This is a genomic window from Bacteroides xylanisolvens, assembly GCF_018289135.1.
Lineage (GTDB): Bacteria > Bacteroidota > Bacteroidia > Bacteroidales > Bacteroidaceae > Bacteroides > Bacteroides xylanisolvens.
In genome coordinates this window covers 5,838,063-5,860,190 of the sequence record NZ_CP072216.1, presented here as the reverse complement: position 1 = coordinate 5,860,190, position 22,128 = coordinate 5,838,063, and the positions used below count along the sequence as shown (strand labels likewise).

The window sequence follows — 22,128 nt, the reverse complement described above, 5'->3', positions numbered from 1 at the left end:
TTGATTAATTTCCGTTAAGAACAAGACGCAAAAATAACACATTTATTCCATTTAGTGAAATCTATCCTGACGTTTTTAAATCACCCTTTAAAATCAACTATTGGCAGACAACAATTTAACTATTACATTATTACAAGCGTGTTTCCCTAACAGAACAAACATCCCAAAACTTCGTTTTAAACGATTATTAACGAAAATCTTCCTTATCTCCGAAAGCAGAATCATTAGAAATCTCTATCTTTGCCTCAATTTCAAGCAAGAAAGCAAAAGTGCCATTTTTGTGTCGAATTTAAAACGTTTAAGAGAAAACAATGGAAGAAATCGTATTTCATCACACATTACCTATCCAATTGCGATTCAATGATGTAGACAAATTTGGTCACGTCAACAACACAGTTTACTTCTCCTTTTACGACTTAGGAAAGACTGAATACTTCGCTTCAGTATGCCCCGGAGTAGATTGGGAAAAGATCGGGATTGTCGTTGTCCACATCGAAGCGGATTTCGTCAAACAGATATTCGCATCCGATCATATCGCCGTACAGACTGCTGTTTCTAAGATAGGCACCAAAAGCTTTCACCTGATCCAGCGGGTTATCGACACAGAAACGAATGAAGTAAAATGTATCTGCAAGTCTGTTATGGTTACTTTCGATCTTGAAAGACATGAATCCATGCCACTGACAGAAGAATGGATAGAGGCGATCTGCAAATATGAAGAACGGGACTTGCAAAAAGCATAGATAGTTTTTTTTTGAAAAAGCCCCCTCACGAATGAGAAACAAAACAAGCAAAACCAATTCTCCGGAAAAAGTTTTATTCTGATTCATGTCCGCTATATAACAGAAATTGCCTATTTTTGTACCTTAATTAATAAGGCATAAAATATCTAGTACAGAAAATGATAGCTGACAAAAGTATAAATTTAGATACCCTTTATAATAAAAGTGGTTCTTCGTCAAATTTGGTGGTACTTCTTCTATTGTGAATAAAGAATCTTGGCTCTCAGTAGTTTGCTTCCTGCCCTATTGTACATCTGCCTTTTTACCGCTTTAATTTTATTCACTGTCCCCTCCAGTAATCCGTTACTGAAGGGGATATCAATAGCTGCCTGTACTGCCTCCCAGTCTTTTTCAATACCATATGCAAAGTTCGTCAGTGCCATATTCCGTGTTGCCTTCGCTTTTTCAATCCACTTTCTAATATCCTTATCATAAGTGTTCCCATTAATCATATCTCTGAAATTCTGACACACGCTTAAGAGTTCTTTAATCTGTGGTGAGGACTTATATAGTTCCGCTAGTTTAGGATTATCCGATTCTCCCTTTAGAATGTATTTGCGTATCTGATTCTGTGAAACTCTCTGTGTTTTACTTCCGTTTTCAATGCTCTCATTATGCTCCTTGACTTCCTTCCTCTTTTGTTGATACATTTTTCGCAAGCTGGATGTTATCCTTCCAATAAGTGCGCCACTGATTTTACTCCCCATTTTTTGTGCCAATATTTTTCGGGTAATACAGCCCGCACTAATGATTGTAGCCAGTTCGGATACATATTTAAGAGCTGTCTTCTGTTGCTCATTCAAGTATGCCCCTATTCTCCTGTTGTGAATGAGCTTATAAATGTAGCGACTTTTCTTGCCCAAATGCGCGGCTGTCTGCTCAATGGTCATCCCCTGCATTTTTAAGTTCAGGCTTTCCCTGTATATCTTCAATTTTTCTCTGTGTCGGACATCTCCCATGTTAAATATGTCCTGAAGAATTAACGAAGAAGCCGTGTCTCTGTCAGGATATTCGTATTTGAGCTTTTGCTTGGTCTGACGAATCATTTTCTCTATTTCCGGTATCATCGTGTCCGTCATATTCTTGGTTAGATGGAACCGGTCGCAGATTTGTGTAACACCAGGGGTTATTCTGTTTATAGCCTCTGTGAAACATCTTCCACGGTCTCTCGTTATATATTGTATTTGAGGATTCCGGGTGAGCCAGTTATCAAGCGCTTCTCCGTTTCTATCCTCTAACAAAGCAATAGGCATGTGTGTCATCTGGTCTACGACCACACTCATATAATCCTTACCTTTTTTATAGGCAAAATCATCAATACCTACATAAATACTTTTATTATGCATAGGATTATGTTGCCCGCACTGTTGTAGGATGCGTAAGCAGGAAGAGCTACTGGCCGTTATATGGAACAGCTGCAAAAGAGAAGAGGCCTTTCGGGAAGTAAGTTCCAAGCTTATCGATCTGATGCGTTCCTCAACAAGATAGCTCCGTCTACCATACCGACGAGCCAGAAAAGACAACGGTTCGCAGAATATTTTTCGCGGACAAGAAACATTTTCGCAATAATATTTGCCAACCTTTATGACTAACTCCAAAGTATGACCGTAAACTTCAAGATCCTGAATATGACGGGAGTAATAACTGTGTAATCGGTGACTGAAATGTCCGCAATAAGGACAGGAAGCCCCCTTGCCAGCCGTATGTAAAAAGACCGTCAATGAACCAACAGCTTCAGAGATACCATCTTGTTGCAGATTATCGTAGCCAGGACTGAATCTGAAATCATGGAATAATCCCCTATTTGTAGGAGGATTTTCTTTTTTTGATGTATATTTGTACGTTGTAGATATGGCTTGTTGCATTGTAACTCTTAATGATGTGGTGTCTTTAAAGTTACTAAAAAGCAAACATATCTACAACTTTTTATAGGATTAAGAAAGAAGAAGAGGAAAACCATCGAAATAAAAAAGAGATTACCACCAAATTTGACGAAGAACCATAAAAGTTCATCTTTTATCTTTCACGCTTTTCACAGTCTCATAAACTGTAGAATAACAGATGTTTGCTGTGATTTCACAACCCCATTTTAAACTCCTCACATCCTTCACACTGTTCACACTTTTAAGAAAAGAAGCTCTAGTTCAAACAAAAACTCAGGTGTTTTCTTATGTGGAAGAACGTAAGAAGAATATGACCGGATACCGGATTGAAACAGCCGACATCGTATCAGTCGACTAAAGTCGGCTATATAGCCGACTCCAGTTGACTAAGCAGCCGACTTCAGTCAGCTAAGTGGCCGACTCCAGTTGTCGATTAATAAATCAACGTCAAAATCGCCATATAGAGCCGACATTATGTAGTATCCAGCCATATATTTATGTTCAGTATTGGCTTAGTTCATTTTCATACGGGATTCCTCTAACTCAAATACTGACTCACATTCTTGATTGATAAACCTCTCCCTATTTGATAAGGAATAATTTCCGCAAAACATTAGCCATATCCGTATTGTCTCTCCTGCCCGAATAAAGAACAGCCTGCTTGCCTATCGCATACAATGGCACGGGTGCTCCCGTATGCGTTTTAGTTGTCCATCCCAATGACGCCTTCTTATCCAACAAGGCAATAGCAGCCACCGCTAAAGGTTCATCTTTCGCGTAAAGGCTGACCACATCTTTCGACTTCTTCTTCAAGAAAGACTCTTCGTAGCAAACCAATAATTCAAGTTCTTCACGCGGAGTAATCTTAATTTGTTCCCAAAAGCCCAGGTTCTTTTTCAGAAACGCTTTCATGTCTTTCCACGAAGGAATCATCTTTCCGCTTTTCATTTCACGCATAGCAGCAGTCAAGGCTTCTTGTGAACACTTCTGATATTGAAGCAAGTCGATATTCAGGTTCATATCGGAGTTGCCCAGTCCAAGACCGCCCGTTTCGTGGTCGGCAGTCACTAATATCAATGTCTCGTTCGGATGCTTTTTGTAGAAATCATAAGCCAAGCGGATACATTGGTCGAAGTCAATGGTTTCTTTCACAACAGCGCCACCGTCGTGGGCATGGGCCGCCCAATCTATTTTTCCGCCTTCTACCATCATAAAGAAACCCTTCTTCGCGGTTTCCTGAAAATTAGCAAGGCAGGCTTTTGTCAAGTCAGGCAAACTCAAGTCTTTGGCGGAACGGTCCATCGCATATTTCAGGCTTTTGCTCACTGTATCGGTTGGGAAGAGGAGAATTTTATCCTTTGCAGCAGCACGGTTATAAGCGTCCATTCCACGAAACATCGTATAGCCTTTCTGATTGAACAGGTCATAAAGGCAAGGCGCCGAAAGGTTACGCTTGCTGCGAGGTTCGAGCAATCCCGCCCCACCGAAGAAATCGAAACCGGAATTGGCGGCATCCACTCCTATTTCGTAATACATAGAACGGTCGGGTTGTGAAGCATAAAATCCACCGGGGGTAGCGTGGTCGATAGAAGCAGAAGTGATTATTCCTATTTTATAACCTTTATCTTTCAGTTGGCGTGCCAGGGATTTTAACCCGTGATTCTTTTCCGCATCCATTCCGATTACATAGTCGTCCCTTAAAAAGTACTCATCTGCGGGATATTGCAAGAAAACAGTGTCCCGCAGATTTTTTCAACAAGTAGCCAAAGAACCCTCATGGCTCTTTTGAAGTTGTACGCTGCTGCGGCTAAGAGCAGATTGACAACATCCCCGAACACACCTTTATAAAAGTTGCGTCCTAAACGAAAGTCTGATTTCAAATGCCCGATAGTCGGCTCTATTCCTGCACGCTTGCAGAATAGCTTATGTTTCTTCTTGCGTGTGTAATAACTGTCTTTCCTGTTTGGAACATCGGGTATCAGTATCCCGGTGCCGCCCACCTCTTTCTTTCCTCTGTACCCCCTGTCCCCGGCCAACTTCCTGATCTTCTTTCCGGTAATGCGTTCCACCTGCCTGAGGGATTCTTCAATGGTATGCCCGTCATATTCATTCCGGAAAGACTTGGCACCCAGTATGACACCGGTAATTGAGCGGACGATTGAAACCTTGTTGCCGAACTCGTATTTCTTATGTTCTTTCCCCTTGCTGATACACTGCACCTCCGGTTCATGCAGGGAATAGATTTTCCCGGGAGAATTGCGCTTCTGTGAAAGCACCCGCTCAAAGAGGTCGAGCAGGGAGTCGTAGCCGTGGTTTTCTTTCAGGTTGCGCCTCAGTTCCCTGACAAGCCTTCCCGCAATGGTGCGCAGCCGCTTGTCCGCTTTCAGGGCCTTGCCACGGTTCTTGGGGTGGTTACGGAAACGCTGGTCACGGTAGATCTTCTTGAGGACAAAGGTATAGCTCTGGCGCAAAGGAAGCCCTAAGGATTTTACGACAGACAACACTTTGCGGACTATCTTTTTATGCAACTTCGCATCCGTGGGATAAGTCACGTTCTTTTCCTGTACCGTGGAATCGATGAAGGCCGTGCAGTGATGGTCCGGGCCGTCGTCCTCCTGATTGACGCGGATACTTTCTGACAGAATCAGTTCCATGCCATTTTCTCCGACACGCTTACGGAAGTGTACCAGTTCGCTTGCATTGCAGGGATAGGAAGGCGTGAATTCCAACATACCGCAAAAGTACTGGTAATAAGCATTCTCGCTCCATTGTTCAACAACCGATTCATCGGACAGGTTACGCACGTGCTTAAGAATCAGAAGTCCGCACATCAGGCGGATGGGTTTGGCCGGACGACCGTTGACGGCACAGTATAGCGGGGAGAAAGCTTCTTCAAAACGGCGCCAGTCTATCTTATTGGCAAGCAGGTATAAGGGATGCCTGGGATTCAGCTGGTCTGTCAAAGAGCTGAACAAGGAGGGCTGAGGGGGGGTCTTGTTTATCATAATAATCTGCAAGTTTTCAACCATAAAGATACAAAAACTTGCAGATATATCAAAGCAATTTATATATTAATATGTTGATTATTAGGCGTAAAAGCACATTCTAAGGGGCGACTACATAGTTCGTCGTTTTTTCTCCGGTAGCCAAAGCGGTAGCTGCGGCGGATGAACACGTAATCAAGTGAGAAGCCGAGCGCGTGCATACTTGAGTCATCACAGGGAAAGTGGGGAATAACAGTGAACATTCGCCCGTATCTGTTCCTACTTTCTCCGCATAAATTTGGGTTGCTTCCACATGGTTGAATCCCATGCCGTCACCGATAAACAAGAAGATATATTTGGGGACTTGCGCTCCGTTTACAACGACACTGCACAATAATAATAGCCCCAACAGGGAGCATCTTAAAAGTTTCTTCATTTCATTTTCCATTTTATTCGCAACTTCAAGTCGTGCGATAGCTGATAAACAATAAGGTTATTCATAAACATAAATGATGTTGGGCACTCCGCGTTCTCCGGCATGGTCGAAACGTTTATTATCACAAGGATAATTGACGACACCATTCTCCGGTGCCCCCGACAGCCATAATGTTGTGGAACCGCCACCGTCCAGGTTCAACGCATCCTTACCGCCTAATATCCGAAGCAAGTGTGCCAGTTCGGGGATATTCACCCCTTCGGCACGCCCCGGAAAACGTCCGTTCACCGTGACAAGCAGTATTTTTCCATCCTTCGTCATGCAAACAGCACTACGGGGATGCTTATTCTGGACAAAGTCCTTTCCACACAAGCTCCAGTCGCATACCCGACCGTCTTTTAATAATAACGGTCCGGATGCCAATATTGTACCCACCTTTCGCTTATATTTTTTTTCTATCTGTCTGTTCCAGGGAATCAGCTTCATCTTTCCTTTCCGTTCGTAAACGGCTCCCGTGACACGTAGTTTAAACTCGTTTATCGTTGTCGTATCAATCACTTGCCTGTCTGTTTTCAGGAAACAGACAGAATTCCCATGCTTCATATCAAAATAAGAACCATTGATTGCCGCAAGCGCATGATGTTCGGAAGCTATCCGGCTTGTCTTTTTCATACCGTCCGATATGGCAATACCCGCTTTCATCCCTTTGCCGGGGTCAATCTCTATCAGGTTGATAACTTGGGGGCACTGATAAAGCTGAGGTATAGACGCACTCTTGTGGATAATTCCCTTTTGAGCATGTATTATCTCCCATTGTGCAGAAACGATTGCCAAAGAATCTGATGCGGTCTGCCCTTTCAATGTTCCGACGGAACAGAGAGCTAAGACAAGGATAACGAAGTATTTTCTCATTGTAAACAGACAGATAAATGTGTTAAGTTAATAAATTAATTAAGTTATCTTATTCAGTAAGACTATTCCCTTGCAATATCCACGCAGCTTTCCGGGTTGCATATTGCGACCATGCCTTGATATCCGCAGGTATCTGTCCACTCAACTGATTATCATTCACTCTGAATATACCACTCGAACCACTCTTCTCGATTACCGTTCCATATCCGTAAGGGATACTTCCACTGAATCCGTTGGTATAAATCATAAACTCTTTCAGGCTCTTCCAAGTGGTCGGTTTATTGTTTCCGTCTAACGGAATAACCGGAAGCGGCCCGCTCAAATTATTACAATATGCCTTTATTGTCACCATACCGGGGATATTTATCAACATATCCAGATTACCAGTAAACGTGTTGTTAAATCCGGCCGGAGTGGAAGTTGGATGATTTGAGATGTTAAAGCTAGTCAATAATTCACATTCTCCCAAAGATTCCGGCAAGTTTCCGCTTGCAGCAGATTCTATTATCCATAAAGTGGTCAATTGGGACAGTTGTCCTATTTCCTCGGGAATACCTGCTAACTTCTGATGTTTGAACTTTATGCTTCTCAGTTCCGACAAGTTGCATAAGGGGATAATATCTCCTTCGATATTATTCGGGGACTGAATATCAATCTCAACCACCCTCTTATTCTCAAACTTCAATCCGAACCAGTTTGTCGGGTTAGTTTCCAGTGGAGCGTCAAAGTTCCATTTCTTCGTCCAGTTATCTCCGTTCGCACTTTCGTAGAACATTCTCAGGTAATCGATGTCTCCCAAAGGTTTCTTATCCTGCGTTATTGTCAGTACGTCGGTAATCCCATTCGAACCTTTCAGGTACAATGAGGCGGTACGTCCCTCGTCTATATCCGTATAAGGGTCAATCGCCAATTTCAGTTCCGATTCATTGATGACGCCCGGAGTAATTGCCGCCCCGTCGGTAACGTGTATCCAGTCGCATCCTTCGGATAGTTCGTATGTGTAAGTAACCATTGTCGAAAAAGGTATCACCTCTTCCGCACTGCCTTCCGCACCTACTTTCACCGCACGTTTTTTTAAAGCGATGCCCACTCCTTCCTGTACCACTTTCAGCTTTGTTTCGGCACCTTCGATAATCCAGCCTGCAATTTCCGCTTCGCGGGGAGCTACATTCGCATTCTTGGATACCGATATTCTGAAACTTCCCGTACCCATCCCGTTCGATGAAAGCAAGTCAATCCAAGTGGCGGAAGTCTTCACACGCCAAGGCAGATTGGATTCGATATCCACCGTATATTCCTTTTCTTCCAACGGAAGATTCAGCGTTCCGTCCGCAAACTTCAAATCCGGTTCGGGCATTGTGCGTCCCGTATCATCCGTAAAGTCCTGACAGCTTGCCATACCCAGCAGCAAGGACAGACAACAGATGATTCCCCATAGACCTTGCCAGCAACTATACATTCTATTATTTCGTATCATAATGATTCAACTATTAAGATTCAAACTATTAATTATCGGTCACCACCAACAGTCCGTTGGCAACTGCTCTTTCGACACCGCCATTATCATAAGGCCAATTGCGGATAGCAAAACGGTTCTCTTCAAATCCCGCCTTCGAGCGGATAATGAACGTAGACGAACCACCGCCATCCAGATTGATAGCATCCTTCGCTCCCAACGCTTTCATGACAGCTCCCATTTCAGCATACCTCATGCCATTGGAGTACCAAAAGTTACGTCCGTCGGCAACCAAAATATAAACGACATTATTGTCCGTCACGCCGATAGCCGTCCGGGGTTCCAGTGCTGTCGATGTCTGAGGAAGCACATTCCCGTTCGTCATCAAACGCACGCGACCGCCCACCGCTTCCTGAATCTCATCCTTATAAGTATCATATTCGTCATACGAGCCAATCACCGCCTTCTTACCCTTCGTGACGGCAAAGAAAGTACATACATTATCGGTCATCGTATTCTTCAAGCATACCCCGTTCCGGTAGTAAATGCCTTGCGGTGTTCCGTCCGTAGCAAAGAAATCACCATTCACGGCAGCCAGAACACGGCTGCCCTGTTTGTCGTGTGCCAATGCCTGCAACGTCATTTGTTGTTTCGTCTTGAGCTTGCCTTCGTCTTTGGGAGACGAAGCCTTCATCGTCAGATGCGTGTCTTTCAAATCGACTTCCAGGACAAACATCTTTACCGCCATACCTGTGGCAGAAAGGATTTCCATCTCCAAAGCCTTTACACCCGGAGCCAACGTGTAAGTAGTGTCCGAGAAATATTGTCCGACGTATCCGTCACTTCCGACAATTATCTTCTGTCCCAACTCCGTTTTCGCGCCCTCGGTGGAATAGACGGTCAGGTCTTCATCATTATTGCATCCCGTCCATAGCAGACACCCTAAAAGAAGAAGAGCGGAATCATATATCAGTTTTTTCATCATTTTGTCTCTTTAATAAGTATAAATACAATCATTATCAATATCCGGGATTCGGCTCCAGGTTCGGATTCGAAATCATTTCCTTGCCCGGTATAGGCAATACCAACTGGTAATCTTTCAGTCCAAGCATTGTCTTTGCCTTATTCGTACGTATGAGGTCATAATATCTGAAACCTTCGGCGAGCAGTTCCTTCCGGCGTTCGTCCAGGATATATTCTATAAATTCGTCTTCATCCTTCGGATTTACGGCATCCAGCCCGCGTTCTTTCCGCAAGTCGTTCAGCCGTCCCAGACCTTTGGAGAGTCCTTGCGCTTCCGCACTTATCAGGTACATTTCAGCCAGACGGCTCATCACTACCGGGTCGGTACCGGTTTGTCCGCTCGGATATTTATTGATACAAGGTTCGGCACCTACATTGATAATGGAAACTTCTTTCCGTTTATCCTTGTCGTCATACATATTCATCACGTCGTTCGTGGGACGATACACATAGCTGCCGTGATTGGGATGAGCATATGTATAGAATAAGGTGGAAATGGTGATATTCGATTCTTCCGCCAGACATTGGAAGGAAAAGATAACTTCCGTGTTGGTCTTTCCACGGAATATCTTGTCGAAGCTATCCAGTTTGTATTTTCCATCCTTTATCAGACCTTCCGCCAGTGCAGCCGCTTCCGTCTTTTTGCCACGTTCGAGCATCACACGGGCTTTCAGTGCAAGGGCGGCATCGCGGGATACATAGTAACAACTGGAAGAAGTCCCCAAGAAAGCAAGGGCTGTTTCGAGTTCTTCCTCAATAAATGCCCACACTGCTTCTTCCGAATCACGGAAAGGCTTGTCCATCGTATTCACTCTTTGGATAGGCACACCACCCCAGCGTGTCACCAGTGAATGATAGATATATGCCCTGAAATAATGCGCTTCTCCGATAATCAGATTCCGCAGGTCGGATTCGGGAAGGTCTTCTACAATGGAGATAACATTATTTACTTGATATAAAGCATTGTAATAGCCGTTCCAACTGTTGGCTACGATCGAATTCAGTGAGGAAAGTACAGAGTTTATCAAGTCCCTTGCATTCCCTGTACTTTGAGTCAAGTCTCCGCCCAATATATCGAATGTAATATATGACTCACGCGCCGGAGAGTTCTGTACCTTATTGTACATTCCCATGCGTAAAGCCGATAAGTCTTTGGGCGTCACACTTCCCGGCGATACGGCGGAGTGGGATTCGATATCAAGCATGCCACTGCATGAAGCCAGCAACAGGCATCCCAGAAATATAGTAATAATCTTTTTCATCATTGTGAGCGTTTATGATTAGAAACTAAGGTTTATTCCGAAATTGACCGAACGGGAAGGCGGCACTCCATACAAATCGACGCCAAAGTACTGCGGGTCCATGTTCTTACTCACTTCAGGGTCCCAGCCGGAGTATTTGGAGAACAGCAACAGGTTGTCCCCTTGCACATAGAGACGCAGACCTTTCAAACAAATCTTTTGTAACATTACTTGCGGGAATGTATAACTGAATGTAAGAGAACGCAAGCGAATGAAAGAGCCGTCTTCAAGGAAACGGGTGGAGTTCTTGCTGTTATGCCCACACAGCGTATTGACCGCACGCGGATATTTATCAGAACTTCCCGGAGCCGTCCAACGATTCTTGGCGACATCTTCCGTAATGGCCATGCGGTATCCGGGACGGGTAGCGGTCACCGCCCATTCGGCATACACATCATTTCCGTACATATACGTAAAGAACACATCCAGTTGGAAACCTTTGTATTTGAAAGTATTGTTCCATCCACCGAAGAAATCGGGATTGGAAGAACCGGTCAGTACACGGTCGTTATCATTGATAATGCCATTATTATCCGCGTCATGATATTTCACGTCACCGGCACGTACACCCAGGTCGTACAATGGTTGCGGCACTTCACCGTCATATTGGTAGAGCCCGTCCATCTGGAACAGGTAGAAAGCTCCCAGTTCCTCACCTACTTTCAAGGCGCGGTTAGAACCTATCGGAAGCAAGTCGTCTCCCAGCAGTTTAGTCAATTTGTTTTTGTTGTGGGAGATGTTGAAAGAGGAAGTCCAGTTGACTTTCCCTATATTCAAATGGCCGTTGATGGAGAATTCCACACCGTAGTTCCGCATGGAACCGATGTTGCTGGTGATACTGGTGAAACCACTTGTTCCATGCAAGGGCATTGAATAAAGCAGGTTGTTCGTATTCTTCAGATAAATATCGGCTATCATATTCAGTTTGCCGTTCCAAAAGCCCAGGTCGAAGCCGAAGTCATACTGGTCGGCAGTTTCCCATGTCAGTTTGTTGTTTCCCATGCTGGTGACAGCCATACCGCTATTATTGCCGTAGTTAATGCCGCCGGACATTAACGGTTGCCAGGCATAATTGCCGATTCCATCCTGATTTCCGGTCTTACCATAACTCAGGCGGAACTTCAAGTCTGTCTGAGGGAATTTCCAGAAAGATTCTTTCGAAACATTCCAACCTAAAGAGACAGAGGGGAAATATCCGTAGCGGTCGGAAGGGGCAAAACGGGATGAACCGTCCGAACGCATAGTCACATTCAGAATGTAACGGTCTAAATAAGACAGGTTGATACGTCCGAAGTAGGACTCCATGGCAAACTCGGAGATGCCGCCCGAAGCATTATAAATTTCGGAAGCCGTGCCGACCGTATCGAATACCGGAGACGGAAAACCGCGTCCGTCGATAGAAGATGTACGGGTGGACATCTTCTGGAAAGAATGTCCTAGCATCAAACCCGCTTCAAAATCACCGAACTTATCATTATAGTTGAATACATTCTCTATCAATAAGTTCTTCACCAGGCGGTTGTACTCCACAATACGTCCGCCGCCTGCTCCATAAGGATGATTCTCATTGTAGTACACATAGTCATACGTATATCCGATGTCGGTGCTGACAGAGTTTTTCAGACTGAACTTCTTGTATTTTAAGTCTGCATTGAACGTTCCTAAATAACGGTAGGTATCAATATAGGATACTTCTTCATTCAGAATCTGAAGTGGATTATGACGTGCCAACTCGTCGGTTCCACCTAAATAATAGTCACCGTTCGGTTTGTACGGACGGTCGAAAGGACGTTGTTCAACGGCACGGGCTACGATGGTAGAACCGATATTGGCTCCCGGAACACGGTTGTTTTTCAGATAATTACCGCTGACATTGGCGCCGACTTCCAACCAGGAAGTCATTTCGTGGCTAATCTTGGCTTTCAGATTGATTTTGGTTATGTCATTGGTCTTGATTATACCTTCCTGATAATTGTAGTTGGCTCCCACATAGAATTTTGTTTTCTTGCTTCCGCCGGAGAAGGAGAGGTCTACATTGTAAGAATGTCCCACTTGAGTAATCAAATCCAGCCAATCCGTATCGGGTAATCCCTGGAATGGGTTGGAGATAGGCACTACATACCCTGCAGAACCTACGGTATAGCCATTCTGACGGTTATAACGTTCGACTCCGTCGTTATAAGTTTCCACATACAAGTCAGAATCCGCATATTTAATGCGTCCTTTATTGGCGAATTTGGAGATTCCCGTACTGACATTCAAACGAATATCCGAACGGCCTTCCTTACCGGATTTGGTTGTAATCACCACCACGCCATTCGTTGCCCGCGAACCGTAGATAGCTGCCGAAGCGGCATCTTTCAATACTTCAATAGATTCGATGTCCGTCAGATTCAATACTGCCATCGAGCTCAAATCTTCCCCCATATTGAATAAGGAAGCGTTACTGTTAAGGATGGGAATTCCGTCCACCACGTACAGAGGTTCGTTACTGGCACTCAAAGAAGCCGCACCGCGGATACTCATTCGTTCGGAACTTCCCAAATTGCCGGAGCCGGTCGATACCGTAACACCCGCCACTCGTCCTTGTAGTAATTCGCTCGGAGTCAACACCGGACGCATATTCGATTCGCTGGGCTTAAAAGAACTGATTGCATTAGTCACCAACGCCTTACGTTGTGTGCCGTATCCTACAACCACCACTTCATTAAGTGCTTTTGAATCTTCGCCCAAGGTCACATTGATAGTCTGCTGTGCTTTCACCGGATATTCCATACTCTTATATCCGAGGAATGAAAAGACCAAGGTTGCATTATCGGGAACTTCAAGGCTATACTTGCCATTTATATCAGTGATTGTACCGATGGTAGTGCCCTTAACCGACACATTGCATCCTACGATGGCTTCGCCCGAATATTCCTTCACCAGACCGGTTATTCTTTTCTTGTGTTGCACAGGACTTAGCGCTTCAGCTTGTTTTTTCGTAAGGATGATGTGTTTCCCTTCCATTGTATAGGAGAACTCCGTACCCTTCAGTGCATCCAGCAGCAGACTTGCCACTGTCCCATTCTGAGTGAAAATAGATACTTTCCGTTTCAGACTAACCTCACGTTCATTGTAAATAAACAAATAGTCTGTTTGCTTTTCAATCTGCCTGATGATTTCAGCCAATGTTGCGGTTCCTTTATTCATCGAAACTTTCTGATTTTGCGAATAGCCGTTCAGGGCATATGTCTCAAGAATAATGAATAACAGGAAAAAGACAGTTAACCTCATAATTCTTAAAATTTGAGTACAGTGTGTTTTTCTATGGACAATACGCCCACACCAAAGATTATTTTTCATATCTTTGCCTAGAGTTATTAAGTTAATACATAAAGATTTGTAACAGATGTCGAGTCTTTTTTATTGACTTCTCACATATCGGTAAGTGTTGCAGCATTTACCGATATTTCTGTTTTGAAAGGGCTGGTTCTCTTGCTCTCATTCCGGGTGTTTCTTTTTTAGATTAAATACTAGGGTTGATTTAATAGATAATTATCTGATTTTTCTCATCGTCCTGTATATAGTTGAATTTGACGTACTTCTGCAATACCTTCATCACGTGCTCGATTCCTTCTTTCTGACGGAACTTACCGGTACACGGGCGGGAAGCGATTTCCTCGTTCTTATTAATAATCTTCACTTCATAATATTGCTCCAATTTCCTGAAGACAGTTTCCAGCGGTTCATCCTTGAAAGAATAGATACCCATTCTCCACAAGAAATCATTGTCCGATGAGAAAGTCTCCTTATAGAGTTTGCCATCTTTAACTTCTACCTTTTCATGAGGTTTCAAGGTCATTTCATGTTGTGTATCGGGCTGATACACGGTAACTTTACCTTCAATCAAAGATGTCTCGAATAAACCGGAGTTTGGGTAGGCAGAGACATTGAAGGTGGTTCCCAATACTCTGATATCGTATTTCTCCGTTTCTACAATGAAAGGATGCTTCTCGTTATGTGCCACTTCGAAATATCCCTCTCCTTCCAGAATCACTTTCCTCTCTTTGGAATGAAATCCGGTTGCCGGATATTTCAAGGTAGAGTTGGAGTTCAGCCAAACAATTGTTCCGTCAGCCAAGACCAGACTAGCCCTTTGTCCTGCCGGGACGGTCATAATTTGCATTTCGGCAGAATGTTCTATCCGGTATTCCTGATATTCCTTATGGATAATAAAAGCAACCATGGCAACGACCGCCGCTATCTTTATAGACGCCCAAAGGTAACGCATCACAGGTTTCTTGTTCTCTGTTTTTTCTGCCTGTAAGTTTCCATTCCATATAGTGGCATTGTAAACACGGTGCAACTGCATCAACTGTTCCCGATTTTCTTCGCTCTCCTTCATCCAGCGTATCACTTCCTTTTTTTCTTCGGGAAGTGCGTCACCTGCAATATATTTATTCAATAGTTTCGCGTCCATACCTTTTCTTAGGTTTATATATAAACTCTTTGTGGGCTTACATATATAAGACACGCCACTTGCAAAGTTCACTAGTGGAAAAAATAAAAAAAGTGCGTTATTAACCGTTTATTTGTTCCCCGGTACCGGAAGGTGTGTTCCTCGGTGCCGAAGGAGTACTTCACCGGTGGATAACTTTATTAGAAAAATAATAAGGTATAAAGATAATCTTTCAGGTTCTTTCTCAATTGTTGCAGCGCTTTACTGATATGATAATCGGCTCCTTTCACTGTGACATTCAGCGCTTCGGCAATCTCCTTCACCGATTTGTTCTCATACCGGCTCATCATAAATGCTTTTCTTGTCTTTTCCGGTAATCCGTTCAAAGTACGGTTCACAATATCGGTTATTTCTTCAGAGAAAAGTCGGTTCGGGGCGGAAGAGTCCAAAGAAGCGATGCGGAAATCAAGTTCGTAGAGTTCATCAGCCAATATACTTTCACGGGCTTCCATTCGCAGATGTTCATTTCGCATATGATTCAATGCCTGGTTCTTTACTACGGTCATCAGGAAAGCATGGATATTTTTCACATCTTCGGTTTTCATCGTAGTCCATAAAGTTATCATGGCTTCGGAAGCTATATCTTTGGATAACATTTCGTCATGAAGATAAGACTTAGCAAATAAGAAGCAGCGTTGATAATACTCCATATAGATATTATCAAATGTCATTCCAGTGTTTATAGTATCATCCAGTCTTCCCATTTTTGTGGATTTCTCTCCTAGTTTTTATATTGGTTGGTGAAGCAAAGATAACCAAAAGAAGTTAGCTGCCAAAAAGCAGTATAGAAAAGTAAAACCATAAAGAAAAAAAAGTCCGGATGCCACTACATTTCTATTGCAAAAAAGTCCTCATCCATACTTCACTGAAATATTTTCGTAATATCTGCCTTTCACTTCCGCTTTTTTTCGTACTTTTACCCCTTGTTGGGAAGAAGTTCCTTTCCAACCCTTGAGAACAGAAAAAGAAAAAACAATATATAAAATGAATCACAAATGGAATTATCGACCCATTACACCCGAACAGGCAGAGACAAGCCAGACATTGGCCCAGGAATTAGGGATTAGCCCGATTCTTGGACAACTTTTGGTACAGCGGGGAATTACGAAGGCAGCAGATGCCAAGAAGTTTTTCCGCCCGCAGTTGCCCGACCTGCACGATCCGTTCCTGATGAAGGATATGGATATTGCAGTAGAACGTCTGAACAGGGCGATGGGAAAGAAAGAACGTATTCTAATTTATGGAGATTATGACGTAGACGGTACTACTGCCGTGGCATTGGTCTACAAGTTTATTCAACAGTTCTATTCGAACCTTGATTATTACATACCCGACCGCTACAACGAAGGGTATGGCATTTCTAAAAAAGGAGTGGACTACGCCGCTGAAACCGGTGTGGGACTGATTATTGTACTCGATTGCGGAATAAAAGCAGTAGAGGAAATCACGTATGCCAAAGAAAAAGGGATTGACTTTATCATCTGCGACCATCACGTACCGGATGATATTCTCCCGCCTGCCGTAGCTATATTGAACGCCAAACGCCTGGACAACACGTACCCGTACACCCACCTTTCCGGTTGTGGAGTCGGTTTCAAGTTTATGCAGGCGTTCGCCATTAGTAACGGTATCGAATTCCATCATCTGATTCCGTTGCTCGACATCGTAGCCGTGAGTATCGCATCGGACATCGTTCCGATTATGGGTGAAAACCGTATTCTCGCCTACCACGGTCTGAAACAACTGAACAGTAACCCGAGTATCGGCATGAAGGCCATTATCGATGTATGCGGACTTTCTGAAAAAGAAATTACTGTCAGCGATATTGTGTTTAAAATCGGACCGCGCATCAATGCATCGGGACGTATTCAGAATGGGAAAGAAGCTGTAGACTTGCTAACGGAAAAAGATTTCTCGGCGGCACTTGAGAAAGCCGGACAAATCAACCAGTACAACGAAACCCGGAAAGACCTCGACAAGAGTATGACGGAGGAAGCAAACAACATCGTTGCCAATCTGGAAGGATTAGCCGACCGCCGCTCTATTGTGCTCTACAACGAAGAATGGCACAAAGGAGTGATCGGTATCGTAGCTTCCCGTCTGACGGAAGTGTATTACCGCCCTGCCGTGGTACTGACACGAACGGATGACATGGCGACAGGCTCCGCACGTTCTGTTTCCGGCTTCGATGTATATAAAGCAATCGAGCATTGCCGCGACCTGCTGGAAAACTTCGGAGGACATACATACGCCGCCGGACTATCAATGAAAGTGGAGAATGTGGATGCTTTTACCAAACGGTTCGAAGACTACGTTTCACGGCATATCCTACCGGAACAAACCAGTGCCGTCATCGAGATTGATGCTGAAATCGACTTCAGGGATATTTCGTCCAAGTTCTTCAACGACCTGAAGAAATTTAATCCTTTCGGCCCCGACAACACGAAACCCATTTTCTGCACTCATCACGTCTATGATTATGGAACGAGTAAAGTAGTGGGACGCGACCAGGAACATATCAAGCTCGAACTGGTTGATAATAAATCGAATAATGTAATGAACGGTATCGCGTTCGGACAGAGTTCGCACGTGCGCTATATCAAAACAAAACGTTCGTTCGACATCTGTTACACCATTGAAGAAAACACGCATAAGCGTGGCGAAGTTCAACTTCAAATCGAGGATATAAAGCCGATTGAATAAGTATCAGGAGATATTAAAACAATATTGGGGATATGACTCCTTCCGCGACTTGCAGGAGGAGATCATCACCAGTATCGGCGAAGGCAAAGATACACTGGGGCTCATGCCTACCGGAGGCGGTAAGTCCATCACCTTTCAAGTGCCTGCTCTCGCCCAGGAAGGGATTTGCATTGTCATTACTCCGCTCATCGCCCTGATGAAAGACCAGGTGCAGAATCTCCGCAAACGTGGCATCAAAGCCCTTGCCGTATACTCCGGCATGACGCGGCAGGAAATTCTCACTGCACTTGAAAACTGCATCTTCGGTGATTACAAATTCCTCTATATTTCTCCGGAACGTCTGGACACGGACATATTCCGCACCAAACTGCGGTCAATGAAAGTCTCTATGATTACGGTTGACGAAAGTCACTGTATCTCACAATGGGGATATGACTTCCGCCCCGCTTACCTGAAAATTGCCGAGATACGGGCGCTGTTACCGGGAATTCCGGTACTGGCACTGACCGCTACCGCCACTCCGGAAGTGGTGAAAGATATTCAAGCTCGCTTGGATTTCCGTGAAGAGAATGTTTTCCGCATGAGTTTCGAGCGGAAAAACCTGGCGTATATGGTACGGCAAACAGATAACAAGACTCAAGAACTGTTACATATCTTACGAAAGGTACCGGGCAGCGCCATTATCTATGTCCGCAACAGACGACGGACCAAAGAAATCACCGAATTACTGGTAAATGAAGATATCACCGCCGACTTTTATCACGCCGGACTGGATAATGCCGTAAAGGACCTACGTCAAAAACGTTGGCAAAGCGGTGAAGTTCGCGTGATGGTAGCTACCAATGCCTTTGGCATGGGGATCGATAAGCCCGATGTGCGTATCGTATTGCATCTCGACCTCCCCGATTCTCCTGAAGCCTATTTTCAGGAAGCCGGACGTGCAGGAAGAGACGGTAAGAAAGCGTATGCCGTAATCTTATATACTAAAACGGACAGAACGACGTTACACAGGCGTGTAGTGGATACTTTTCCCGATAAAGAATATATCCTCAATGTGTACGAGCATCTGCAATATTACTATCAGATGGCAATGGGCGACGGTTTCCAATGTGTACGTGAATTTAACCTGGAAGAGTTTTGCCGGAAGTTCAAATACTTCCCGGTTCCGGTAGACAGTGCGCTGAAGATACTGACTCAAGCCGGTTATCTGGAATATACGGACGAACAGGACAACGCCTCACGCATCCTTTTTACGATTCGCCGGGACGAACTGTACAAACTGCGGGAAATGGGAACGGAAGCGGAAGCTCTGATACAGATGATTCTCCGTTCGTACACCGGAGTGTTTACCGATTATGCCTATATCAGCGAAGCCACCCTGTCCGTACGTACCGGACTGACCCGTGAACAGATTTATAACATATTGGTCACGCTTACCAAACGTCGCATCGTGGATTATATTCCGCACAAAAAGACTCCTTATATTATATATACGCGCGAACGGCAGGAACTTCGTTTTGTGCACATCCCCCCTGCTGTCTACGAAGAGCGTAAAGCTCGGTATGAAGCTCGCATCAAGGCGATGGAAGAATATGTCATTTCGGAGAATGTGTGCCGAAGCCGGATGCTGCTCCGCTACTTCGGAGAGAAAAACGAGCATAACTGCGGACAATGTGATGTTTGCCTTAGTCACCGTGCAACAGATACGCTGACCGGGAAGTCTCTTGAAGAGCTGAAAAAGAAAATAACAGAATTACTTGCCCAAAAACCGCATACGCCGGCAGAAATAGCCGAGAAAATAGAAGCGGAGAAAGAGAGAGTCAGTGAAGTCATCCAGTATTTATTGGAGGAAGGTGAATGGAAGATGCAGGATGGAATGATACATATTTCAAAATAAGTTACTACCTTTGCAAGGTAACTCAAAAATAACACAGTCATGCCGAACTTTTTTAAATCTTTCTTCTCCGGTAAGTCGGAAACTCCGGAAAGTGAAAAACAGAAAAACGATCAGAAAAATTTCGAGATTTTCAAATACGACGGTTTACGTGCGCAACGCATGGGACGTCCGGATTATGCAGTAAAATGTTTTACAGAAGCTCTTGCCATCCAGGAAGAGTTTGAAACAATGGGCTATCTTAGCCAACTCTACATTCAGATGGGAGAAACGGCAAAAGCCCGCGAACTGTTGGAAAAAATGGCTGCCATGGAACCTCATCTCACGAGTACTTTCCTGACACTGGCAAATGTATGCTTTATCCAGGAAGATTATCAGGCCATGGAAGAGGCTGCCAATAAAGCAATTGCCATTGAGGAAGGAAATGCCGTAGCTCATTATCTGCTAGGAAAAGCCCGTAAGGGACAAAACGACGACCTAATGACCATTGCCCATCTCACCAAAGCGATCACTTTGAAAGACGATTTCATCGAAGCCCGTCTGTTACGTGCAGAAGCTTTACTGAACCTGAAACAGTATAAAGAAATGATGGAGGATATAGACGCTGTACTTGCTCAAAATCCGGAGGAAGAAACTGCCATGCTCTTGCGTGGAAAAGTGAAAGAATCCAACGGTCAGGACGAGGAAGCGGAAGAGGATTACAAACTGGTGACGGAAATAAATCCCTTCAACGAACAGGCTTACCTTTACTTAGGACAACTTTATATCAATCAGAAGAAGCTGACGGAAGCCATCGGACTGTTTGATGAAGCCATCGAACTGAATCCGAACTTTGCAGAGGCCTACAAAGAACGCGGACGTGCTAAATTGCTGAATGGTGATAAGGATGGTTCTGTAGAGGACATGAAGAAGTCTTTGGAACTGAATCCGAAGGAGGAAGCTGGTCTGAATGGAGAATTCAAAAACTTGGGACCGAAACCGGAGGCACTGCCGGGAATCTTTTAAAATAAGACCGAAAGCCTATCATTATATAGTGTAGGAACTATCAGAAACGACGGATTGATATCAGCTTGATAAGCTGAAAGTCTTCCATTATATAGTGTAGAAACTATCAGGACGGATTGACATCAACATTGATAAGGCTGAAAGCCTTCCATTATATAGCGTAGAAACTATCAGGACGGATTGACATCAACATTGATAAGGCTGAAAGCCTTCCATTATATAGCGTAGAAACTATCAGGACGGATTGATATCAGCTTGATAAGGCTGAAAGCCTTCCATTATATAGCGTAGAAACTATCAGGACGGATTGACATCAACATTGATAAGGCTGAAAGCCTTCCATTATATAGCGTAGAAACTATCAGGACAGATTGACATCAACATTGATAAGGCTGAAAGCCTTCCATTATATAGCGTAGGGCATCGCCCTACGTATTTATAAAACCCAAATACAAGCCCTGAAAGGGCGGAACATGAACTAACTATATGCCACAATCCCTATCAAAGAACTATATTCATCTGACTTTCAGCACTAAATACAGGAAGGACAGTATAAACGAGGATAAATTATCAGAAATATCCAAATACATCTCCGGCATTCTGAAAAACATAGACTGCCCACCTATCATAGTAGGCGGATTTACCAATCATATACATATCCTATGTATTCTCAACAAAAACATCGCATTATCCAAAATGGTAGAAGAAGTAAAACGTAGTTCGTCAAAATGGATAAAAAGTTTAGGACCCTCATATCATGATTTCTCCTGGCAAGAAGGATATGGAGCTTTCTCAGTCAGTCAATCAAAAGTTGAGACTGTAACTCGATATATTCTGGGACAAAAAGAGCATCACAAAAAAATGACCTTCCAAGATGAACTGAAAATGTTTCTAAAAGAATATCAGGTTGAATATAATGAAGAGTTTATATAGAATCATACTATGAAAGACGTAAACGTCCAAGTAGTCCCGCCCTTTCAGGGCTTATGTTAGGTGTATGCTTTTACGTAGGGCGATGCCCTACGCTATATAATAGAAGGCTTTCAGCCTTAATGAAAGAAAAGGCTACACGCAAACCAGAGAAAGACGACATGTAAAGCTCAAAACAGAATGACCTTTTCATTTGTTTTTGATGAAAAAACAAAAAAAATATCGTTTTTTGTTTGCATCTAACAGAAAATTATTACTTTTGCCCCAGAATTAGAAACCAAAGCAAAAAACAAAGATTCGAATGAAATCATTTACTTA

At 43.8% G+C, this 22,128-nt stretch carries 16 protein-coding genes; 5 read left to right on the top strand and 11 right to left on the bottom strand.

Annotated features, from left to right (window positions below):
* Positions 1-311: 311 nt before the first annotated feature.
* Complete coding sequence (locus INE92_RS24060; protein WP_004313074.1) at positions 312-743, top strand: acyl-CoA thioesterase; 432 nt, start codon at positions 312-314, stop codon at positions 741-743.
* 236 nt (positions 744-979) lie between these two features.
* Here INE92_RS24060 and INE92_RS24055 read toward each other — a convergent pair whose 3' ends face one another.
* The 11 genes from INE92_RS24055 to INE92_RS24005 all read right to left on the bottom strand — a co-directional run bounded on the left by INE92_RS24055 (position 980) and on the right by INE92_RS24005 (position 15,949).
* On the bottom strand, positions 980-2,647 hold the full coding sequence (locus INE92_RS24055) for an ISL3 family transposase (protein WP_203462761.1): 1,668 nt from the start codon (positions 2,645-2,647) through the stop codon (positions 980-982).
* A 600-nt stretch (positions 2,648-3,247) separates the two neighbouring features.
* Positions 3,248-4,342: an alkaline phosphatase gene (locus tag INE92_RS24050; protein ID WP_195436589.1), complete on the bottom strand. Its 1,095-nt coding sequence runs from the start codon at positions 4,340-4,342 to the stop codon at positions 3,248-3,250.
* A gap of 20 nt (positions 4,343-4,362) precedes the next feature.
* Positions 4,363-5,670, bottom strand: a complete 1,308-nt coding sequence (locus INE92_RS24045; protein WP_203462471.1) for an IS5 family transposase — start codon at positions 5,668-5,670, stop codon at positions 4,363-4,365.
* A 100-nt stretch (positions 5,671-5,770) separates the two neighbouring features.
* A complete protein-coding gene (locus tag INE92_RS24040; RefSeq protein ID WP_229097048.1) occupies positions 5,771-6,085 on the bottom strand; it encodes an alkaline phosphatase in 315 nt (104 codons plus the stop codon).
* A gap of 57 nt (positions 6,086-6,142) precedes the next feature.
* Positions 6,143-6,997 (bottom strand): phosphodiester glycosidase family protein, encoded by an 855-nt coding sequence (locus INE92_RS24035; RefSeq protein WP_004314609.1) that lies wholly within the window; start codon positions 6,995-6,997, stop codon positions 6,143-6,145.
* Between the two features lie 49 nt (positions 6,998-7,046).
* The gene (locus INE92_RS24030) at positions 7,047-8,474 is read right to left on the bottom strand and encodes a BACON domain-containing protein (protein WP_004314610.1); all 1,428 of its coding nucleotides are present in this window, start codon (positions 8,472-8,474) and stop codon (positions 7,047-7,049) included.
* A gap of 28 nt (positions 8,475-8,502) precedes the next feature.
* On the bottom strand, positions 8,503-9,438 hold the full coding sequence (locus tag INE92_RS24025; protein ID WP_009038997.1) for a phosphodiester glycosidase family protein: 936 nt from the start codon (positions 9,436-9,438) through the stop codon (positions 8,503-8,505).
* Positions 9,439-9,472: 34 nt separating this feature from the next.
* The gene (locus tag INE92_RS24020; RefSeq protein ID WP_004314613.1) at positions 9,473-10,741 is read right to left on the bottom strand and encodes a RagB/SusD family nutrient uptake outer membrane protein; all 1,269 of its coding nucleotides are present in this window, start codon (positions 10,739-10,741) and stop codon (positions 9,473-9,475) included.
* A 15-nt stretch (positions 10,742-10,756) separates the two neighbouring features.
* Positions 10,757-13,969 carry a TonB-dependent receptor gene (locus tag INE92_RS24015; RefSeq protein WP_004314614.1) on the bottom strand — a complete coding sequence of 1,071 codons (3,213 nt, stop codon included), beginning with the start codon at positions 13,967-13,969 and terminating at the stop codon, positions 10,757-10,759.
* Between the two features lie 334 nt (positions 13,970-14,303).
* Complete coding sequence (locus INE92_RS24010) at positions 14,304-15,239, bottom strand: FecR family protein (RefSeq protein WP_004314615.1); 936 nt, start codon at positions 15,237-15,239, stop codon at positions 14,304-14,306.
* Between the two features lie 179 nt (positions 15,240-15,418).
* Entirely contained in the window at positions 15,419-15,949 is a 531-nt protein-coding gene (locus tag INE92_RS24005; protein ID WP_212702076.1) for an RNA polymerase sigma-70 factor, read from the bottom strand.
* A gap of 313 nt (positions 15,950-16,262) precedes the next feature.
* Between INE92_RS24005 and recJ the strand changes: the two genes are divergently transcribed.
* From recJ to INE92_RS23985, 4 genes are all read left to right on the top strand, one after another.
* Positions 16,263-17,981 carry a single-stranded-DNA-specific exonuclease RecJ gene (gene recJ, locus INE92_RS24000; protein WP_008016000.1) on the top strand — a complete coding sequence of 573 codons (1,719 nt, stop codon included), beginning with the start codon at positions 16,263-16,265 and terminating at the stop codon, positions 17,979-17,981.
* On the top strand, positions 17,974-19,878 hold the full coding sequence (locus INE92_RS23995) for a RecQ family ATP-dependent DNA helicase (RefSeq protein ID WP_134992991.1): 1,905 nt from the start codon (positions 17,974-17,976) through the stop codon (positions 19,876-19,878). Before recJ ends, INE92_RS23995 begins: the two co-directional genes overlap by 8 nt.
* A 39-nt stretch (positions 19,879-19,917) precedes the next feature.
* On the top strand, positions 19,918-20,880 hold the full coding sequence (locus INE92_RS23990) for a tetratricopeptide repeat protein (protein WP_015532313.1): 963 nt from the start codon (positions 19,918-19,920) through the stop codon (positions 20,878-20,880).
* Positions 20,881-21,366: 486 nt separating this feature from the next.
* Positions 21,367-21,813 (top strand): transposase, encoded by a 447-nt coding sequence (locus INE92_RS23985; RefSeq protein ID WP_004307855.1) that lies wholly within the window; start codon positions 21,367-21,369, stop codon positions 21,811-21,813.
* The last annotated feature ends 315 nt before the right edge of the window (positions 21,814-22,128 follow it).